15 protein-coding genes are annotated in these 16,783 nt (G+C 71.1%); all 15 read left to right on the forward strand.

Translation table 11 applies throughout. The annotated features are described in order from the left end of the window. Positions 1-1,802: peptidoglycan D,D-transpeptidase FtsI family protein (locus KMS84_RS01335; RefSeq protein ID WP_256914112.1), on the forward strand; the 1,802-nt coding region annotated here is incomplete at its 5' end. Positions 1,803-1,927: 125 nt separating this feature from the next. Further along, positions 1,928-3,598 carry a UDP-N-acetylmuramoyl-L-alanyl-D-glutamate--2,6-diaminopimelate ligase gene (locus KMS84_RS01340; protein ID WP_438818888.1) on the forward strand — a complete coding sequence of 557 codons (1,671 nt, stop codon included), beginning with the start codon at positions 1,928-1,930 and terminating at the stop codon, positions 3,596-3,598. Between the two features lie 4 nt (positions 3,599-3,602). Next, the gene (locus KMS84_RS01345) at positions 3,603-5,033 is read left to right on the forward strand and encodes a UDP-N-acetylmuramoyl-tripeptide--D-alanyl-D-alanine ligase (protein ID WP_256914113.1); all 1,431 of its coding nucleotides are present in this window, start codon (positions 3,603-3,605) and stop codon (positions 5,031-5,033) included. Next, the gene (gene mraY / locus KMS84_RS01350; protein WP_079662913.1) at positions 5,030-6,103 is read left to right on the forward strand and encodes a phospho-N-acetylmuramoyl-pentapeptide-transferase; all 1,074 of its coding nucleotides are present in this window, start codon (positions 5,030-5,032) and stop codon (positions 6,101-6,103) included. Before KMS84_RS01345 ends, mraY begins: the two co-directional genes overlap by 4 nt. Next, positions 6,085-7,512 (forward strand): UDP-N-acetylmuramoyl-L-alanine--D-glutamate ligase, encoded by a 1,428-nt coding sequence (murD, locus tag KMS84_RS01355; protein ID WP_256914114.1) that lies wholly within the window; start codon positions 6,085-6,087, stop codon positions 7,510-7,512. Before mraY ends, murD begins: the two co-directional genes overlap by 19 nt. Before the next feature lie 90 nt (positions 7,513-7,602). Next, positions 7,603-8,967, forward strand: coding sequence for a putative lipid II flippase FtsW (gene ftsW / locus KMS84_RS01360; RefSeq protein ID WP_256914115.1), 1,365 nt, complete (start codon positions 7,603-7,605; stop codon positions 8,965-8,967). A gap of 6 nt (positions 8,968-8,973) precedes the next feature. Then, positions 8,974-10,071 carry an undecaprenyldiphospho-muramoylpentapeptide beta-N-acetylglucosaminyltransferase gene (murG, locus tag KMS84_RS01365; RefSeq protein WP_256914116.1) on the forward strand — a complete coding sequence of 366 codons (1,098 nt, stop codon included), beginning with the start codon at positions 8,974-8,976 and terminating at the stop codon, positions 10,069-10,071. A gap of 26 nt (positions 10,072-10,097) precedes the next feature. Beyond that, positions 10,098-10,892: a cell division protein FtsQ/DivIB gene (locus tag KMS84_RS01370; protein ID WP_256914117.1), complete on the forward strand. Its 795-nt coding sequence runs from the start codon at positions 10,098-10,100 to the stop codon at positions 10,890-10,892. A 277-nt stretch (positions 10,893-11,169) separates the two neighbouring features. Then, positions 11,170-12,366 carry a cell division protein FtsZ gene (gene ftsZ, locus KMS84_RS01375; RefSeq protein WP_256914118.1) on the forward strand — a complete coding sequence of 399 codons (1,197 nt, stop codon included), beginning with the start codon at positions 11,170-11,172 and terminating at the stop codon, positions 12,364-12,366. After that, positions 12,363-13,091 (forward strand): peptidoglycan editing factor PgeF, encoded by a 729-nt coding sequence (gene pgeF / locus KMS84_RS01380; RefSeq protein ID WP_256914119.1) that lies wholly within the window; start codon positions 12,363-12,365, stop codon positions 13,089-13,091. The genes ftsZ and pgeF overlap by 4 nt, the downstream gene beginning before the upstream one ends. 5 nt (positions 13,092-13,096) lie before the next feature. Then, on the forward strand, positions 13,097-13,816 hold the full coding sequence (locus KMS84_RS01385) for a YggS family pyridoxal phosphate-dependent enzyme (RefSeq protein ID WP_256914120.1): 720 nt from the start codon (positions 13,097-13,099) through the stop codon (positions 13,814-13,816). Between the two features lie 128 nt (positions 13,817-13,944). After that, positions 13,945-14,586, forward strand: a complete 642-nt coding sequence (locus tag KMS84_RS01390) for a cell division protein SepF (RefSeq protein ID WP_256914121.1) — start codon at positions 13,945-13,947, stop codon at positions 14,584-14,586. Positions 14,587-14,668: 82 nt separating this feature from the next. Continuing rightward, positions 14,669-14,953 (forward strand): YggT family protein, encoded by a 285-nt coding sequence (locus tag KMS84_RS01395; RefSeq protein ID WP_020129925.1) that lies wholly within the window; start codon positions 14,669-14,671, stop codon positions 14,951-14,953. Between the two features lie 52 nt (positions 14,954-15,005). Next, a complete protein-coding gene (locus KMS84_RS01400) occupies positions 15,006-16,262 on the forward strand; it encodes a DivIVA domain-containing protein (protein ID WP_256914122.1) in 1,257 nt (418 codons plus the stop codon). Between the two features lie 116 nt (positions 16,263-16,378). Further along, positions 16,379-16,783, forward strand: a 405-nt coding sequence (locus KMS84_RS01405; protein ID WP_256914123.1) for a hypothetical protein, incomplete at its 3' end; no start/stop codon positions are given.

Raw genomic sequence — 16,783 nt, forward strand, 5'->3', positions numbered from 1 at the left:
GGCCCCGGCTGCGCATGGTCGCGCTCGCGCTGACGCTGGTGCTCCTCGCGTTCGTGGTGCGCCTGCTGCAGGTGCAGGCCGTCGACGCGAGCAGTTACACCGCCAAGGCCGAGCAGAACCGGTACGTCGGCCAGGTGCTGGCCGCCGAGCGCGGCGAGATCACCGACCGCGCCGGGGTGGCCTTCGCGACCAGCGAGGACGCCTACGACATCACGGCCGACCCCACGATGTTCGCCCGCCCGCTGCTCAAGGCGGACGACGGGCCGGAGCAGGCGGCCGCCCTCCTCGCCCCCATCCTCGGCCAGGATCAGGCCGCCCTCGTCAGGAAGCTGCGGCCCAAGGACCGCGACCTGCGCTACGTCAAGCTCGCCGGCCGGCAGACCCCCCAGGTCTGGAAGCAGATCAGGGACCTGAGGTCCGCGCTGTCCGCGAAGGCCGAGACGGACAGGACCACCCTCAACGTCCTCGCCGGGGTCTTCTCCGTGCCCAGCAGCAAGCGCGTGTACCCCAACGGCGACCTCGCCGCCGGGATACTGGGCTGGGTCAACGCCGACGGCAAGGGCGGCGGCGGCGTCGAACAGCAGCTGAACAGCACCCTGGCCGGCAAGGACGGCAAGATCCGCTACGCCCAGTCCGGCGGCCGCCAGGTGCCCACCGCGGGCTCCACCGAGACCCCGGCGGTGCCCGGCTCCGACGTCGAGCTCACGATCGACCGCGACATCCAGTGGGCCGCGCAGAACGCCATCACCGACCAGGTCGAGGAGTCGAAGGCGGACCGCGGCTACGTCATAGTGCAGGACACCCGCACCGGCGAGATCCTCGCGATGGCCAACTCGCCCGGTTTCGACCCCAACGACCTGTCCAAGGCCCGCGCCGCCGACCTGGGCAACGCCGCCGTCCAGGACGCCTACGAGCCCGGCTCCACCGCCAAGGTCATGTCGATGGCCGCCGTGCTGGAGGAGAACGCCGCCACCCCGCTGACCCATGTCACGGTGCCCAACCGGCTGCACCGCGGCGACCGGCTGTTCCAGGACGACGTCGACCACGCCACCTGGTACCTCACGCTCAACGGCGTGCTCGCCAAGTCCAGCAACATCGGCACGATCCTCGCCACCGGCCAGCTCGGCAAGACGCAGGCCCAGGCCAACCGGGTCCTGTACTCGTACCTGCGCAGGTTCGGCATCGGCAGCCACACCGGGCTCGGTTTCCCCGGCGAGACCAAGGGCATCCTCGCCGCGCCCGCCAAGTGGTCCACCTCGCAGCAGTACACGATCCCCTTCGGCCAGGGCATGTCGCTCAACGCGCTGCAAGCGGCCTCGGTGTACTCCACGATCGCCAACGGCGGGGTCCGCGTCGAACCCACGCTGGTGCGCGGCGCGCGGGGGCCGGACGGCCGCTTCACTCCGGCCCGGGCGCCCGCCAAGTCACGGGTCGTCAGCCAGAAGACGGCGAAGACCCTCGCCCAGATGCTGGAGTCGGTCGTGGACGACGAGCAGGGAACGGGCGCCAAGGCGCGCATCCCCGGCTACCGCGTCGCGGGCAAGACGGGCACCGCCAACCGAGTGGATCCGGCCACCGGCACCTACAAGGGCTACACCTCGTCGTTCGCCGGGTTCGCGCCCGCCGACAACCCCCGGATCACCGTGTACTGCGCGATCCAGAACGCCACCGAGGGCAGCTACTTCGGCGGCCAGATCTGCGGTCCCGTCTTCAAGAAGGTCATGGAGTTCGCCCTCAAGACCCTCCAGGTCCCGCCGACCGGGGCGAAGGCGGCGAACCTGCCGGTGTCCTTCACCCCCTGACCGGACCGCGCCCGACCCGGGCCGTCCCCGACGGGCGGCCCGGGACGGACCCCCGGCCGACCCGCCGTCCGCCCACGACCACCGCCCGCCACTGTTCAGCGCCGAACAAGCCAGGAACCGAGCCCGTGACCATGATCACTCCCGACCCCGGGAAACCCGCACCGCCCGCGTCCCCCGCAGCGCCCTCGCTTCGCCCCCGGGCGGGTGCGCCCGGTACGCTCACCGCCGTGCCACACGCTGATCAGTCCCACATCACCCAGAAGGGCGCTTCCGTGACATATCCGGGGCCGCCGCGACCGGTCCAGGTCTGCGCCACACCCCTCGCGGACCTCGCCGATCAGCTGGGCGCCGCGCAGCCGGAAGGCGCCGCCGCCGAGGTCACGGGCATCACCCATGACTCGCGCGCGGTCCGCCCCGGCGACCTGTACGCCGCCCTTCCGGGGGCCCGTCTGCACGGCGCCGACTTCGTCTCCCAGGCCGCGAGCCTGGGCGCGGTGGCCGTCCTGACCGATCCGGCCGGCGCCGAGCGCGTCGCCGCGACCGGCCTGCCGGCCCTGGTCGTCGACGACCCGCGCGGGGCGATGGGCGAGCTGGCGGCCACCATCTACGGGCGCCCCGGCCGCGATCTGCTCCAGATCGGCATCACGGGCACCTCGGGCAAGACCACCACCGCGTATCTCGTCGAGGGCGGCCTGAAGTCGGTCCGGTCCACCGGGCTCATCGGCACCGTCGAGATGCGCATCGGCGACGAGCGCATCAAGTCCGAGCGCACCACCCCCGAGGCCACCGACCTCCAGGCCCTGTTCGCCGTCATGCGCGAGCGCGGCGTCGAGGCCGTCGCCATGGAGGTCTCCAGCCACGCCCTGGTGCTCGGCCGGGTCGACGGCTGCGTCTTCGACATCGCCGTGTTCAACAACCTGAGCCCGGAGCACATGGAGTTCCACTCCGGCATGGAGGACTACTTCCAGGCCAAGGCGCGGCTCTTCACGCGAGAACGCAGCAGACTCGGCGTGGTCAACTTCGACGACGCGTACGGCAGGCGGCTGATCGAGGAGGCCGAGGTCCCGGTCGTCACCTTCTCCGCCGAGGGCCACCCGGACGCCGACTGGCGCGCGGTCGACGTCGAGATCGGCCCCATGGACTCGACGTTCGCCGTGGTGGGTCCGGGCGGGGTGCGGGTGGCCGCCAGGTCCCCGCTGCCCGGCTCCTTCAACGTGGCGAACACCCTCGCCGCGATCGTCTCCCTCGCCGCCGCCGGCATCGACCCGCAGACCGCCGCCGACGGCGTCGCCGCCGTGCCGGGCGTGCCGGGCCGCCTGGAGCGGGTGGACGCCGGACAGCCCTACCTGGCGGTCGTCGACTACGCCCACAAGACGGACGCCGTCGAGTCGGTCCTGCGGGCGCTGCGCAAGGTCACCAAGGGGCGGCTGCACGTCGTCCTCGGCTGCGGCGGGGACCGGGACCGCACCAAGCGGGGCCCGATGGGCGCCGCCGCCGCCCGGCTCGCCGACACCGCCGTGCTGACCTCCGACAACCCCCGCTCCGAGGATCCGCTCGCGATCCTCGCGACCATGCTCGAAGGCGCGGCGTCCGTGCCCGCGCACGAACGCGGCGAGGTCCTGCTGTTCGAGGACCGGGCCGCCGCCATCGCCGCGGTCGTGGCCCGCGCGCACGCGGGGGACACCGTGCTGATCGCGGGCAAGGGGCATGAGCAGGGCCAGGACATCGCCGGCGTCGTCCGTCCGTTCGACGACCGCCAGGTGCTTCGCGAAGCTATCCAGCAGACCCAGGGATGAACTTGTGATCGCCCTCTCCCTCGCCGAGATCGCAGCAGTCGTCGGCGGGCAGACGCACGACATACCGGATCCGTCCGTGCGGGTCACCGGACCGGTCGTCCGGGACTCCCGCGAGGTGGAGCCCGGCAGCCTCTTCGTCGCCTTCGTCGGCGAACGCGTGGACGGCCACGACTACGCGGCCCGGGTCGTCGAGGCGGGCGCGGCGGCCGTACTGGCCTCACGCCCCGTGGGCGTCCCCGCGATCGTCGTGGACGATGTCCAGGCGGCCCTCGGCGCCCTCGCCCGGCACGTCGTGCACACGCTCGGCGCGACCCTCGTCGCTCTCACCGGCTCGGCCGGCAAGACCAGCACCAAGGACCTGATCGCCCAGGTGCTCCGGCGCAAGGCGCCGACCGTGTTCACGCCCGGCTCGCTCAACAACGAGATCGGGCTGCCGCTGACGGCGCTGTCGGCCACCGAGGAGACCCGCTTCCTCGTGCTGGAGATGGGCGCCCGCGGGATCGGCCACATCCGCTACCTCACCGGTCTGACGCCCCCGCGGATCGGCCTCGTGCTCAACGTCGGCACCGCCCACATCGGCGAGTTCGGCGGCCGCGAACAGATCGCACAGGCAAAGGGCGAGCTGGTCGAGGCCCTCCCGCCGGCGAACGAGGGCGGCGTCGCGGTCCTCAACGCCGACGACCCCGCGGTGCGCGCCATGGCCTCCCGTACACAGGCGAAGGTGGTCCTTTTCGGAGAGTCCGACGAAGCGGACGTTCGGGCCGAGAACGTGCGACTCACGGACAGCGGACAGCCCGCCTTCAGCCTTCGCACACCCTCCGGGTGCAGCGATGTGACCATGCGCCTGTACGGTGAGCATCACGTGTCGAACGCGCTCGCCGCGGCCGCCGTCGCCCATGAGCTGGGCATGTCCGCGGAAGAGATCGCCACCGCGCTCTCCGAGGCGGGCTCCCTCTCCCGTTGGCGTATGGAGGTCACCGAGCGCCCGGACGGCGTGACGATCGTCAACGACGCCTACAACGCGAACCCCGAGTCCATGCGAGCCGCTCTGCGCGCGCTCGCCGCAATGGGCAAAGCCTCACAGGCGACGGGGGGCCGGACCTGGGCGGTGCTCGGCAAGATGGCCGAGCTCGGGGACGAGGCGCTCGCCGAGCACGACGCGGTCGGACGGCTCGCCGTCCGGCTCAATGTCGGCAAGCTCGTCGCGGTCGGGGGCAGGGAAGCCGCCTGGCTGCAACTGGGCGCATATAACGAGGGTTCGTGGGGTGAGGAGTCGGTGCACGTGTCCGACGCACAGGCGGCTGTCGACCTGTTGCGCAGCGAGTTGCGCCCGGGGGACGTCGTGCTCGTGAAGGCGTCCCGTTCGGTCGGCCTCGAGAGCGTCGCGCAGGCGCTGCTCGCGACCGGCGCCGAGGGTGAGGGCGTCGCCCGATGATGAATCAGATCCTGTTCGCGGGAGTGATCGGCCTCTTCCTGACGCTGGTCGGCACGCCGCTGCTGATCAAGCTGCTGGCGCGCAAGGGCTACGGGCAGTACATCCGCGACGACGGCCCGCGCGAGCACGCCAGCAAGCGCGGTACGCCGACCATGGGCGGCATCGCCTTCATCCTCGCGACGGTCGCCGCGTACTTCCTGTCCAAGGTGATCACCGGCAAGCCGCCGACCTACTCCGGTCTGCTGGTGCTGGGCCTGATGTGCGGCATGGGCCTGGTGGGCTTCCTCGACGACTACATCAAGATCGTCAAGCGTCGTTCGCTGGGTCTGCGGGCCAAGGCGAAGATGGCCGGCCAGCTGATCGTCGGCATCGCCTTCGCGGTGCTGTCCCTTCAGTTCTCCGACAACCGGGGCAACACGCCCGCCTCCACCAAGCTGTCGTTCATCACGGACTTCGGCTGGACGATCGGCCCCGTGCTGTTCGTGGTCTGGGCGCTGTTCATGATCCTGGCGATGTCCAACGGCGTGAACCTGACCGACGGTCTGGACGGCCTGGCCACCGGCGCCTCCGTCCTCGTCTTCGGCGCCTACACGTTCATCGGCGTCTGGCAGTTCCAGGAGTCCTGCGCCAACGGCGAGACCCTGACCAACCCCAGCGCCTGTTACGAGGTGCGCGACCCGCTGGACCTCGCGGTCATCGCCTCGGCGCTGATGGGCGCCTGCCTCGGCTTCCTGTGGTGGAACACCTCGCCGGCCAAGATCTTCATGGGCGACACCGGTTCGCTGGCGCTCGGCGGCGTGCTCGCCGGCCTCGCGATCTGCTCCCGCACCGAGCTGCTGATCGCGCTCCTGGGCGGCCTGTTCGTGCTGATCACCATGTCGGTGGTCATCCAGGTCGGCTCCTTCAAGCTCACCGGCAAGCGCGTCTTCCGCATGGCGCCACTTCAGCACCACTTCGAACTCAAGGGCTGGTCCGAGGTCCTGGTCGTGGTCCGTTTCTGGATCATCCAGGGCATCTGTGTGATCGTCGGACTGGGTCTCTTCTACGCGGGATGGGCAGCGGACAAGTGACCGACTGGCAGGGGAAGCACGTCACCGTCGCCGGACTCGGGGTCTCCGGCGTCCCGGCGGCCAAGGTGCTGCACGGGCTCGGCGCACACGTCACCGTCGTCAACGACGGCGACGACGCCCGCGCGCGGGAGCAGGCCGCCGAACTGGAGGCGCTGGGCGTGACCGTGCGCCTCGGCGACGGCGACACCCTGCCCGACGGCGCCGAACTCGTCGTCACCGCCCCCGGCTGGAAGCCGGACAAGCCGCTGTTCGCGGCCGCGCACGCGGCCGGCGTGCCGGTCTGGGGCGACGTCGAACTCGCCTGGCGGCTCAGGGGGCTGGACGGCAGGCAGGCCGCCCCCTGGCTCTGCGTCACCGGCACCAACGGCAAGACGACCACCACCCGGATGCTGGCCTCGATCCTCGAGGCCGCCGGCCTGCGTACGGCCGCCGTCGGCAACATCGGCGTCTCGCTGCTGGACGCGGTGGTCGGCGACGAGCAGTACGACGTCCTCGCCGTCGAACTCTCCAGCTACCAGCTGCACTGGGCGCCCTCGCTGCGCGCCCACTCCGCCGCCGTCCTCAACCTCGCCCCCGACCACCTCGACTGGCACGGCTCCATGGAGGCGTACGCCAGGGACAAGGGGCGCGTCTACGAGGGCAATCGGGTCGCCTGCGTCTACAACGCGGCCGACAAGGCCACCGAAGACCTGGTGCGCGAGGCGGACGTCGAGGAGGGCTGCCGGGCGGTCGGCTTCACCCTCGGCGCGCCCGCCCCGTCCCAACTCGGCGTGGTGGACGGCATCCTGGTCGACCGCGCCTTCGTCGAGAACCGGCAGAAGAACGCCCAGGAACTCGCCGAGGTCGCCGACGTCGACCCGCCCGCCCCGCACAACATCGCCAACGCCCTTGCCGCGGCGGCCCTCGCCCGCGCCTACGGCGTGCCCGCCAGGGCCGTCCGCGACGGTCTGCGGGCCTTCACCCCGGACGCCCACCGCATCGCCCACGTGGCGGACGTGGACGGCGTCGCCTACGTCGACGACTCCAAGGCCACCAACACGCATGCGGCGCAAGCCTCGTTGGCGTCCTACCCGTCGATCGTCTGGATCGCGGGCGGCCTCGCCAAGGGGGCGACCTTCGACGAGCTCGTGGCCGAGTCGGCCGCCCGGCTGCGCGCCGTGGTCCTCATCGGCGCCGACCGCGCCCTGATCCGCGAAGCCCTGGCGCGACACGCCCCGGAAGTACCCGTCGTCGACCTCGACCGGACCGACACTGGGGCGATGCTCGCGGCTGTCCAGGAGGCCCGGCGCCTCGCCGTCGCCGGGGACACGGTGCTCCTCGCCCCGGCCTGCGCCTCCATGGACATGTTCGTCAACTACAACCAGCGCGGTGACGCGTTCGCACAGGCCGTCCGCGAACTCGGCGCCTGACCCGGCCGCCTGCCGGGCGACCTTGGGAGGGACGCGTGGGACCGTCACGGCCGACGTACAGCGGACGACTCAGCGGCTACGGGGCGCGCGATGCCCGGTAGCCGTACCGGGCGTCCGCCCGTCCAGCGCACCGTCCGCCGACCCCCGGCGCCGTCCCGTCCGGGCCGCGACAACCCCCTGCGACGCCTCCACACACGCGCCAGGAAGGCCTGGGACCGGCCGCTGACGGCCTACTACCTGATCTTCGGCGGCAGCCTGCTGATCACCGTGCTGGGACTGGTGATGGTCTACTCGGCCTCCCAGATCACCGCGCTGCAGATGTCGCTCCCCGGGTCGTTCTTCTTCCGCAAACAGTTCCTGGCCGCCTCCATCGGCGCGGTGCTGCTGCTCGTGGCGTCGCGGATGCCGGTGAAACTGCACCGCGGGCTCGCCTACCCGATCCTCGCGGGCGCCGTCTTCCTCATGGCCCTGGTGCAGGTGCCCGGGATAGGGATGTCGGTCAACGGCAACCAGAACTGGATCTCGCTCGGCGGCTCCTTCCAGATCCAGCCCAGCGAGTTCGGCAAGCTCGCGCTCGTGCTGTGGAGCGCCGACCTGCTCGCCCGCAAACAGGACAAGAACCTGCTCGCCCAGTGGAAGCACATGCTGGTGCCGCTGGTGCCGGTCGCCTTCATGCTGCTCGGGCTGATCATGCTGGGCGGCGACATGGGCACGGCGATCATCCTGACGGCGATCCTGTTCGGCCTGCTGTGGCTCGCGGGGGCCCCCACCCGGCTCTTCGTCGGGGTCCTGTCGATCGCCGCCACCCTCGGCGTGATCCTCATCAAGACCAGCCCCAACCGCATGGCCCGCCTCCAGTGCATCGGCGCCACCGACCCCGGACCGGGCGACGCCTGCTGGCAGGCCGTGCACGGGATCTACGCCCTGGCCTCCGGCGGGATCTTCGGCTCCGGCCTCGGCGCGAGTGTGGAGAAATGGGGTCAACTCCCCGAAGCCCACACCGACTTCATCTTCGCCGTCACCGGCGAGGAACTGGGCCTGGCGGGGACGCTGTCGGTGCTCGCCCTGTTCGCGGCTCTAGGCTATGCGGGTATCCGCGTGGCCGGACGCACGGAGGACCCCTTCGTGAGGTACGCCGCGGGAGGTGTGACCACCTGGATCACCGCTCAGGCGGTGATCAACATCGGTGCGGTGCTCGGCCTGCTGCCGATCGCCGGCGTCCCCCTCCCGCTGTTCTCCTACGGGGGCTCCGCCCTGCTGCCGACCATGTTCGCCATCGGGCTGCTGATCGCCTTCGCACGCGACGAGCCCGCTGCGCGGGCGGCGCTTGCGATGCGGCATCCCCGCTTTGGTAGAAAGCGGGGGTCGGGGGGCTCGGCGTTCGACCGGAGCCCCCGGAGATGGAACACGATGCGACGGCGTGCCTCGGCGGCGCGCCCGTCCGGAGAGCGGTGAATTTCGGTGCATGTCGTACTCGCTGGTGGGGGGACCGCCGGCCACATCGAGCCCGCGCTCGCCCTCGCGGACGCCCTGCGCAGGCAGGACCCCGGCTGTGGGATCACGGCCCTGGGCACGGAGCGCGGCCTGGAGACCACGCTCGTTCCGCAGCGGGGCTACGAGCTCGCGCTGATCCCCGCCGTGCCCCTGCCGCGCAAGCCCACCCCTGAGCTGATCACCGTCCCGGGCCGGCTGCGCGGCACGATCAAGGCCGCCGAGCAGATCCTGGAGCGCACCAAGGCGGACGCCGTCGTCGGCTTCGGCGGTTACGTGGCCCTGCCCGGCTACCTCGCCGCCAAGCGCCTCGGCGTGCCGATCGTCGTCCACGAGGCCAACGCCCGCCCCGGTCTGGCCAACAAGATCGGTTCGCGCTACGCGGCCCGGGTCGCGGTCTCCACGCCCGACAGCAAGCTGCGCGACGCCCGCTACATCGGCATCCCGCTGCGCCGCTCCATCGCCACCCTGGACCGCGCCGCGGCCCGCCCCGAGGCCCGGCACATGTTCGGCCTGGACCCCAACCTGCCGACCCTGCTGGTCTCCGGCGGATCGCAGGGCGCGCGCCGGCTGAACGAGGTCGTCCAGCAGGTCGCGCCGTGGCTCCAGCAGGCCGGCATCCAGATCCTGCACGCGGTCGGCCCGAAGAACGAACTGCCGCACGTGCAGCAGATGCCGGGGATGCCCCCGTACATCCCGGTACCGTACGTCGAGCGGATGGACCTCGCGTACGCCGCGGCCGACATGATGCTCTGCCGGGCGGGCGCGATGACCGTCGCCGAGCTCTCCGCCGTCGGGCTCCCGGCCGCCTACGTCCCGCTGCCGATCGGCAACGGCGAACAGCGCCTCAACGCCCAGCCGGTGGTCAAGGCGGGCGGCGGACTGCTGGTCGACGACGCGGAACTGACCCCCGACTGGGTCCGGGAGAACGTCCTGCCCGTCCTCGCCGACCCGCACCGGCTGTACGAGATGTCCCGCGCGGCCAGCGAGTTCGGCCGCCGCGACGCCGACGACCTCCTCGTCGGCATGGTGTACGAGGCGATCGCCGCCTCTCGTGCACACCGTTAGGCACGTCTGACGAAAGGGCAGGGAGCGTGGCCGGATCAGACACCGCCGAGCGCGGTGCACGCCAGCAGGACTCGTCCGGCCCGCCCCCCGTCCGGCGACGGGGTACGCGTCGACTTCGTACGATCATCGTCCTGGCGTGTGCCGTCGTCCTCCTGGGCGCCGGCGCCGTCTGGGCGTTGTACGGCTCGCAGTGGCTGCGGGTGCGCAGCGTCGCCGTCTCGGGCACGGCGGTGCTGACGCCCCAGCAGGTGCGCGAGGCCGCCGACGTGCCGGTCGGGGCGCCGCTGGTCTCCGTCGACACCGACGCGATCGAGGCGCGGCTGCGCCGGGAACTCCCCCGGATCGACGCGGTGGAGGCGGTCCGTTCCTGGCCGCACGGAATCGACCTGAAAGTCACCGAGCGCACTCCGGTTCTCCTGGTGCGAAAAGGGTCGAAATTCGTGGAAGTCGACGACGAAGGCGTCCGTTTCGCCACGGTTTCCGAGGCCCCCGCCGGGGTGCCGCTTCTCGAAACGGCCGTTTCCTCCTCACGTTCGGCCGCCGCGAGCCTGCGCCGCTTCGGCGCGCAGCGGCTGGTGCGCGAGGCGGTCGCCGCCGCCGGTTCCCTGCCGGCCGCCGTCGCGCGGGAGACCAGGGTCGTCAAGGTCCGCTCCTACGACGACATCTCGCTGGAGCTGGGGCGCGGCCGCACGGTGGCCTGGGGGAGTGCCGAGAAGGGCGCCGCCAAGGGCCGCGCACTGACCGCTCTCATGAAAGCGGCCCCGGGCGCGCGGCACTTCGACGTCAGCGCTCCCACCGCCCCCGCGTCATCGGGGAGTTGACGCACATCCGCGCAGGCCAGCACCCTGGTTGGGCAGCGACACGGCTGATCACATAGGGTGAAAAGAAAAACGGGAGGTTCGGCGTGTTCGTTGAACGGGCGCCACTTGTCGACTTAGTGTCCTGTTCAGAAGACTTCAAGGAACGGACACACTGGTAACCCTAAACTTCAGCGTTAGGGTTCGGGTCGGCGAAACGGACCGTCCCATTCGGCATCAGTCGTCGAATCGCATCACCTGCGAGGCGACGACACGTAACTCGAGGCGAGAGGCCTTCGACGTGGCAGCACCGCAGAACTACCTCGCAGTCATCAAAGTCATCGGTGTCGGCGGCGGTGGTGTCAATGCCATCAACCGGATGATCGAGGTCGGTCTCAAGGGCGTCGAGTTCATCGCCATCAACACCGACGCGCAGGCGCTGTTGATGAGCGACGCCGACGTCAAACTCGACGTCGGCCGCGAACTCACCCGCGGACTCGGCGCCGGCGCCAACCCGGCCGTCGGCCGCAAGGCCGCAGAGGATCACCGCGAGGAGATCGAGGAGGTCCTCAAGGGGGCCGACATGGTCTTCGTGACGGCCGGTGAAGGCGGCGGCACCGGCACCGGCGGCGCGCCGGTCGTGGCCAACATCGCACGCAACCTCGGCGCCCTCACCATCGGCGTGGTCACCCGCCCCTTCACCTTCGAGGGCCGGCGCCGCGCCAACCAGGCGGAGGACGGCATCGCCGAGCTCCGCGAAGAGGTCGACACCCTCATCGTCATCCCCAACGACCGGCTGCTGTCCATCTCGGACCGCCAGGTCTCGGTCCTGGACGCCTTCAAGTCGGCCGACCAGGTCCTGCTCTCCGGTGTCCAGGGCATCACCGACCTCATCACCACCCCCGGTCTGATCAACCTCGACTTCGCCGACGTCAAGTCGGTCATGTCCGAGGCCGGATCGGCCCTCATGGGCATCGGCTCGGCCCGAGGCGACGACCGCGCGGTGGCCGCCGCCGAGATGGCGATCTCCTCGCCGCTGCTCGAGGCCTCCATCGACGGCGCCCGCGGGGTGCTGCTCTCCATCTCCGGCGGCTCCGACCTCGGCCTGTTCGAGATCAACGAGGCCGCCCAGCTGGTCAGCGAGGCGGCCCACCCGGAGGCCAACATCATCTTCGGCGCGGTCATCGACGACGCGCTCGGCGACGAGGTCCGGGTCACCGTGATCGCGGCCGGCTTCGACGGGGGCCAGCCCCCGGCGCGGCGGGAGACCGTCATCGGGTCGTCCTCGTCCTCGGGCCGCCGCGAGGAGCCCACCCCGGTACGCCAGCCCGAGAGCCGTCCGTCGTTCGGCTCGCTCGGCAGCGTCACGCCGAAGGAGGAGCCGGAGCCGGCCCCCGAGCCGGCCGCCGACCTCTCGGTCTCCCCGCCGGTGCCGCCGTCGCGGACCTACACGGACAGCGCGGCCGAGGAACTGGACGTGCCGGACTTCCTGAAGTGATAGGACAGCGCGAGAGCGTGAGCGGCGCGCACTTCGCCTTCACCGACCGGTGGGGCGGGGTGAGCGCCGCTCCGTATGAGCAGCTCAACCTCGGCGGAGCGGTCGGCGACGACCCGGACGCCGTGCGGGCCAACCGCGAACTGGCCGCCGGGTCGCTCGGACTGGACCCGGGCCGGGTCGTCTGGATGAACCAGGTGCACGGCAACGAGGTGGCCGAGGTCGCCGGACCGTGGACCGCCCCGCACATCCCCGCGGTCGACGCGCTGGTCACCGCGTCCCGCGGACTCGCCCTCGCCGTGCTGACGGCGGACTGCGTGCCGGTGCTGCTGGCCGATCCGGTGGCCGGGGTGGCCGCCGCCGCCCACGCCGGACGGCCCGGCATGGTCGCCGGGATCGTGCCCGCCGCGGTCGACGCCATGAAGAGGCTCGGCGCCGACCCGGCCCGGATCGTGGCCCGCACCGGCCCCGCCGTGTGCGGCCGGTGCTACGAGGTGCCCGAGGCGATGCGCGCCGAGGTGGCCGCCGTCGAACCGGCGGCGCGCGCCGAGACGAGCTGGGGCACTCCCGCGGTCGACGTGAGCGCCGGGGTGCACGCGCAGCTCGACCGGCTCGGGGTGCACGACCGGGAGGCCTCGCCCGTGTGCACACGGGAGTCGGACGATCACTTCTCGTACCGCCGCGATCGCACCACGGGGCGACTCGCGGGATATGTCTGGCTGGACTGATGCACATGACGGACCGTGAGGACGAACTCGCCGCGAAACTGGCGAACGTGCGCGAGCGCATCGCCGCCGCGTGCACGGCCGCCGGGCGCGCGCCGCAGGACGTGACGCTGATCGTGGTCACCAAGACCTACCCGGCGAGCGACGTGCGGATCCTGTCGCGGCTCGGCGTGCGGCACGTCGCCGAGAACAAGGACCAGGACGCGGCCCCCAAGGCGGCCGACTGCTCCGACCTGCCGCTCAGCTGGCACTTCGTGGGCCAGTTGCAGACCAACAAGGTCCGTTCCGTGGTGGGTTACGCCGACGTCGTGCAGTCCGTGGACCGCGCCAGGCTGGTGACCGCCCTGTCGAAGGAGGCCGTGCGGGCCGGCCGCGAGGTCGGCTGCCTGGTCCAGGTCGCTCTGGACGCGGGGGCGAGCGAGCGGGGCGAGCGCGGTGGCGTGGCCCCCGGCGGGGTGGCGGAGTTGGCGGACCTCATCGCGGGCTCACCGGGGCTGCGGATCGACGGAGTGATGACCGTCGCACCTCTGACCGGGGAGTACGCGGGGCGTCAACGGGCAGCGTTCGGGCGGTTGATGGATTTGTCGACTGACCTGCGCCGAGCCCATCCTGCTGCGAACATGGTGTCGGCAGGGATGAGTGCGGACCTCGAGGAGGCCGTGGCGGCCGGAGCGACACATGTGCGCGTCGGCACTGCGGTACTCGGAGTCCGCCCCAGGCTCGGGTAACGTCGCCAGGAAGTCGGACCACAGTAGAAAATATGGTCATTACCGCCGATAGGCGGACAGAAGGGCCACGTGGATCGCGGGACTTGGCAGTCGGAAGTCGATCCACCACAGAGCGGAGGACTCAGAGCATGGCCGGCGCGATGCGCAAGATGGCGGTCTACCTCGGCCTCGTGGAGGACGATGGGTACGACGGCCGGGGATTCGACCCCGACGACGACTTCGAACCCGAGCTCGACCCGGAACCCGAACGGGATCACCGGCGGCACGAGCCGTCCCACCAGTCACACGGAGCGCATCAGTCCCCACGGGACGAAGAGGTGCGTGTCGTGCAGCCGCCCGCTCCGCGTGAGCCGGTGGCGCGATCCGCTTCGCTCGCCGCGGAATCGGGACGTCCGGCGCGCATTGCGCCCGTGGCATCCATCACACAAGAACGTCAGTCCCTGGAGAAGAACGCACCGGTGATCATGCCCAAGGTCGTGTCCGAACGAGAGCCTTACCGGATCACCACGCTTCACCCCCGGACCTACAACGAGGCCCGTACCATCGGGGAACACTTCCGTGAGGGCACCCCGGTGATCATGAATCTGACTGAGATGGATGACACAGACGCGAAGCGACTTGTCGACTTTGCGGCCGGTTTGGTGTTTGGTCTTCACGGCAGCATCGAGCGGGTGACGCAGAAGGTGTTCCTGTTGTCGCCTGCTAACGTCGATGTCACGGCGGAGGACAAGGCCCGCATCGCAGAGGGCGGGTTCTTCAACCAGAGCTGAGACGCACGACCGGAACAAGCAGTACAGAGCAGCAACAAGCAGTACAGATCGGCACAGAGCAGGGGAGAGGGAAGCACCGAACATGAGCGTGGTCCTGGATGTCGTCTACATCGCGCTGATGGTCTTCCTCATCGTGCTCATCTTCCGGTTGGTCATGGACTATGTCTTCCAGTTCGCCCGCTCATGGCAGCCCGGCAAGGCGATGGTGGTCGTTCTGGAGGCCACTTACACTGTCACCGATCCACCGCTCAAGCTTCTGCGGCGGGTCATCCCGCCGTTGCGTCTCGGGGGCGTGGCGCTCGACCTGTCCTTCTTCGTACTGATGATCATCGTCTACATCCTGATCTCGATCGTGAGCCGGCTGTGAGCGATGTGAACTACCGTCTTGCCGATGCCGACGACTACGTTGAGGTGAAGAGATGCCGTTGACCCCCGAGGACGTGCGGAACAAGCAGTTCACGACCGTCCGCCTCCGAGAAGGCTATGACGAGGACGAGGTCGATGCCTTCCTCGACGAGGTCGAAGCCGAACTGACGCGCCTGCTCCGCGAGAACGAGGACCTGCGCGCCAAACTGGCCGCGGCCACGCGCGCTGCTGCCCAGAACCAGCAGAACATGCGCAAGCCCCCCGAGCAGGACCAGCAGCAGGGCGGCATGCCCCAGCAGGGCGGTATGCAGCAGGGTGGCATGCAGCAGGGCGGTATGCAGCAAGGCGGCATGCAGCAGGGCGGTATGCAGCAAGGCGGCATGCAGCAGGGCGGCATGCCTCAGCAGGGGATGCCTCCGCAGGGCATGCGAGGTCCGGGCGCTCCGGTGCCCGCCGGCATATCGGGCCCGCCGCAGCAGCAGATGGGCGGCCCCATGGGCGGCCCGCCCCAGCTGCCGAGCGGTGCGCCGCAGCTGCCCGCCGGTCCCGGCGGACAGGGTGGCCCGCAGGGTCCCGGCCCCATGGGCCAGGGTCCGATGGGCCAGGGCCCCATGGGCCAGGGCATGGGCGGCCAGCCCCCCATGCAGCAGCAGATGGGCGGTCCGATGGGCGGCCCCATGGGCGGTCCGATGGGCGGCCCCGGTCAGGGTCCCGGTGGCGACAGCGCCGCGCGTGTCCTCTCGCTGGCCCAGCAGACCGCCGACCAGGCGATCGCCGAGGCCCGTTCCGAGGCCAACAAGATCGTCGGCGAGGCGCGTTCGCGTGCCGAGGGTCTCGAGCGCGACGCCCGTGCCAAGGCCGACGCCCTGGAGCGGGACGCGCAGGAGAAGCACCGCGTCGCGATGGGCTCCCTGGAGTCCGCCCGCGCCACGCTGGAGCGCAAGGTCGAGGACCTGCGCGGCTTCGAGCGCGAGTACCGCACGCGTCTGAAGTCGTACCTCGAGTCCCAGCTGCGTCAGCTGGAGACCCAGGCCGACGACTCGCTCGCTCCGCCGCGCACTCCGGCCACGGCCTCCCTGCCGCCGTCCCCGGCGCCCTCGATGGCTCCGGCCGGCGCCAGTGCCCCGTCCTACGGCGGCAACCCGGGCATGGGCGCTCCCAGCCCGGCCGCGCCGTCCTACGGCGGCCAGCAGCAGATGTCGCCGGCGATGACTCAGCCGATGGCTCCGGTGCGTCCGCAGGGTCCCTCCCCGATGGGACAGGCTCCCTCGCCGATGCGCGGTTTCCTCATCGACGAGGACGACAACTGACGGCCAGTAGTACGCCTTAGGCGTCGGCAGCGTTCAAAGGGCGGGACCCCGGATCACCATCCGGGGTCCCGCCCTTTTTACGCGCGTTGCGCACGAGTACCGCTACCCTGCGTGCCATGGGGTGGTGGAAACGGGAGCGGCCGCAGGAGGACGACCGGGCCGACGCGGAGACGCTGCGGGCACGCCGGCAGGCGGCGGCCGCGGTCCGGCACCATCTGGCCTGCGCGGGCCTCCCGGTGCTGCCGGACGGCATGGCCGCGGGGTACGGGCCCGGAGCAGTCGTGTGGGTGGACCTCCGCAGGGAGGCGGAGGGCGCCGGGGTCTGGATCGGCTGGGGCGTGGCGCCGGTCGTGAACACGTACCGCCGGCAGGACGACGCCGAGGAGGGCGCCCTCGCGGAGAAGTTCGCTCGCGAGGTCGTCGAGGCGATGTCGGGTGCGATGCGGGACGTCCTCGCCGCGGCCGGCTTCGGTGCGACGGTGATCCTGAGCGCGAACCTGGACTACACCGTCCGCGTCGTG

Origin of the sequence: Streptomyces hilarionis (assembly GCF_024539675.1) — a bacterium.
Classification (GTDB): Bacteria; Actinomycetota; Actinomycetes; order Streptomycetales; family Streptomycetaceae; genus Streptomyces; species Streptomyces hilarionis.

Coding starts and splice junctions, on each gene's coding strand:
- mraY (WP_079662913.1), top strand. CDS start 5,030: ATGATGAATCAGATCCTGTTCGCGGGAGTGATCGGCCTCTTCCTGACG.
- murD (WP_256914114.1), top strand. CDS start 6,085: ATGGGCAGCGGACAAGTGACCGACTGGCAGGGGAAGCACGTCACCGTC.
- ftsW (WP_256914115.1), top strand. CDS start 7,603: ATGCCCGGTAGCCGTACCGGGCGTCCGCCCGTCCAGCGCACCGTCCGC.
- KMS84_RS01385 (WP_256914120.1), top strand. CDS start 13,097: ATGACGGACCGTGAGGACGAACTCGCCGCGAAACTGGCGAACGTGCGC.
- KMS84_RS01390 (WP_256914121.1), top strand. CDS start 13,945: ATGGCCGGCGCGATGCGCAAGATGGCGGTCTACCTCGGCCTCGTGGAG.
- KMS84_RS01395 (WP_020129925.1), top strand. CDS start 14,669: ATGAGCGTGGTCCTGGATGTCGTCTACATCGCGCTGATGGTCTTCCTC.
- KMS84_RS01400 (WP_256914122.1), top strand. CDS start 15,006: ATGCCGTTGACCCCCGAGGACGTGCGGAACAAGCAGTTCACGACCGTC.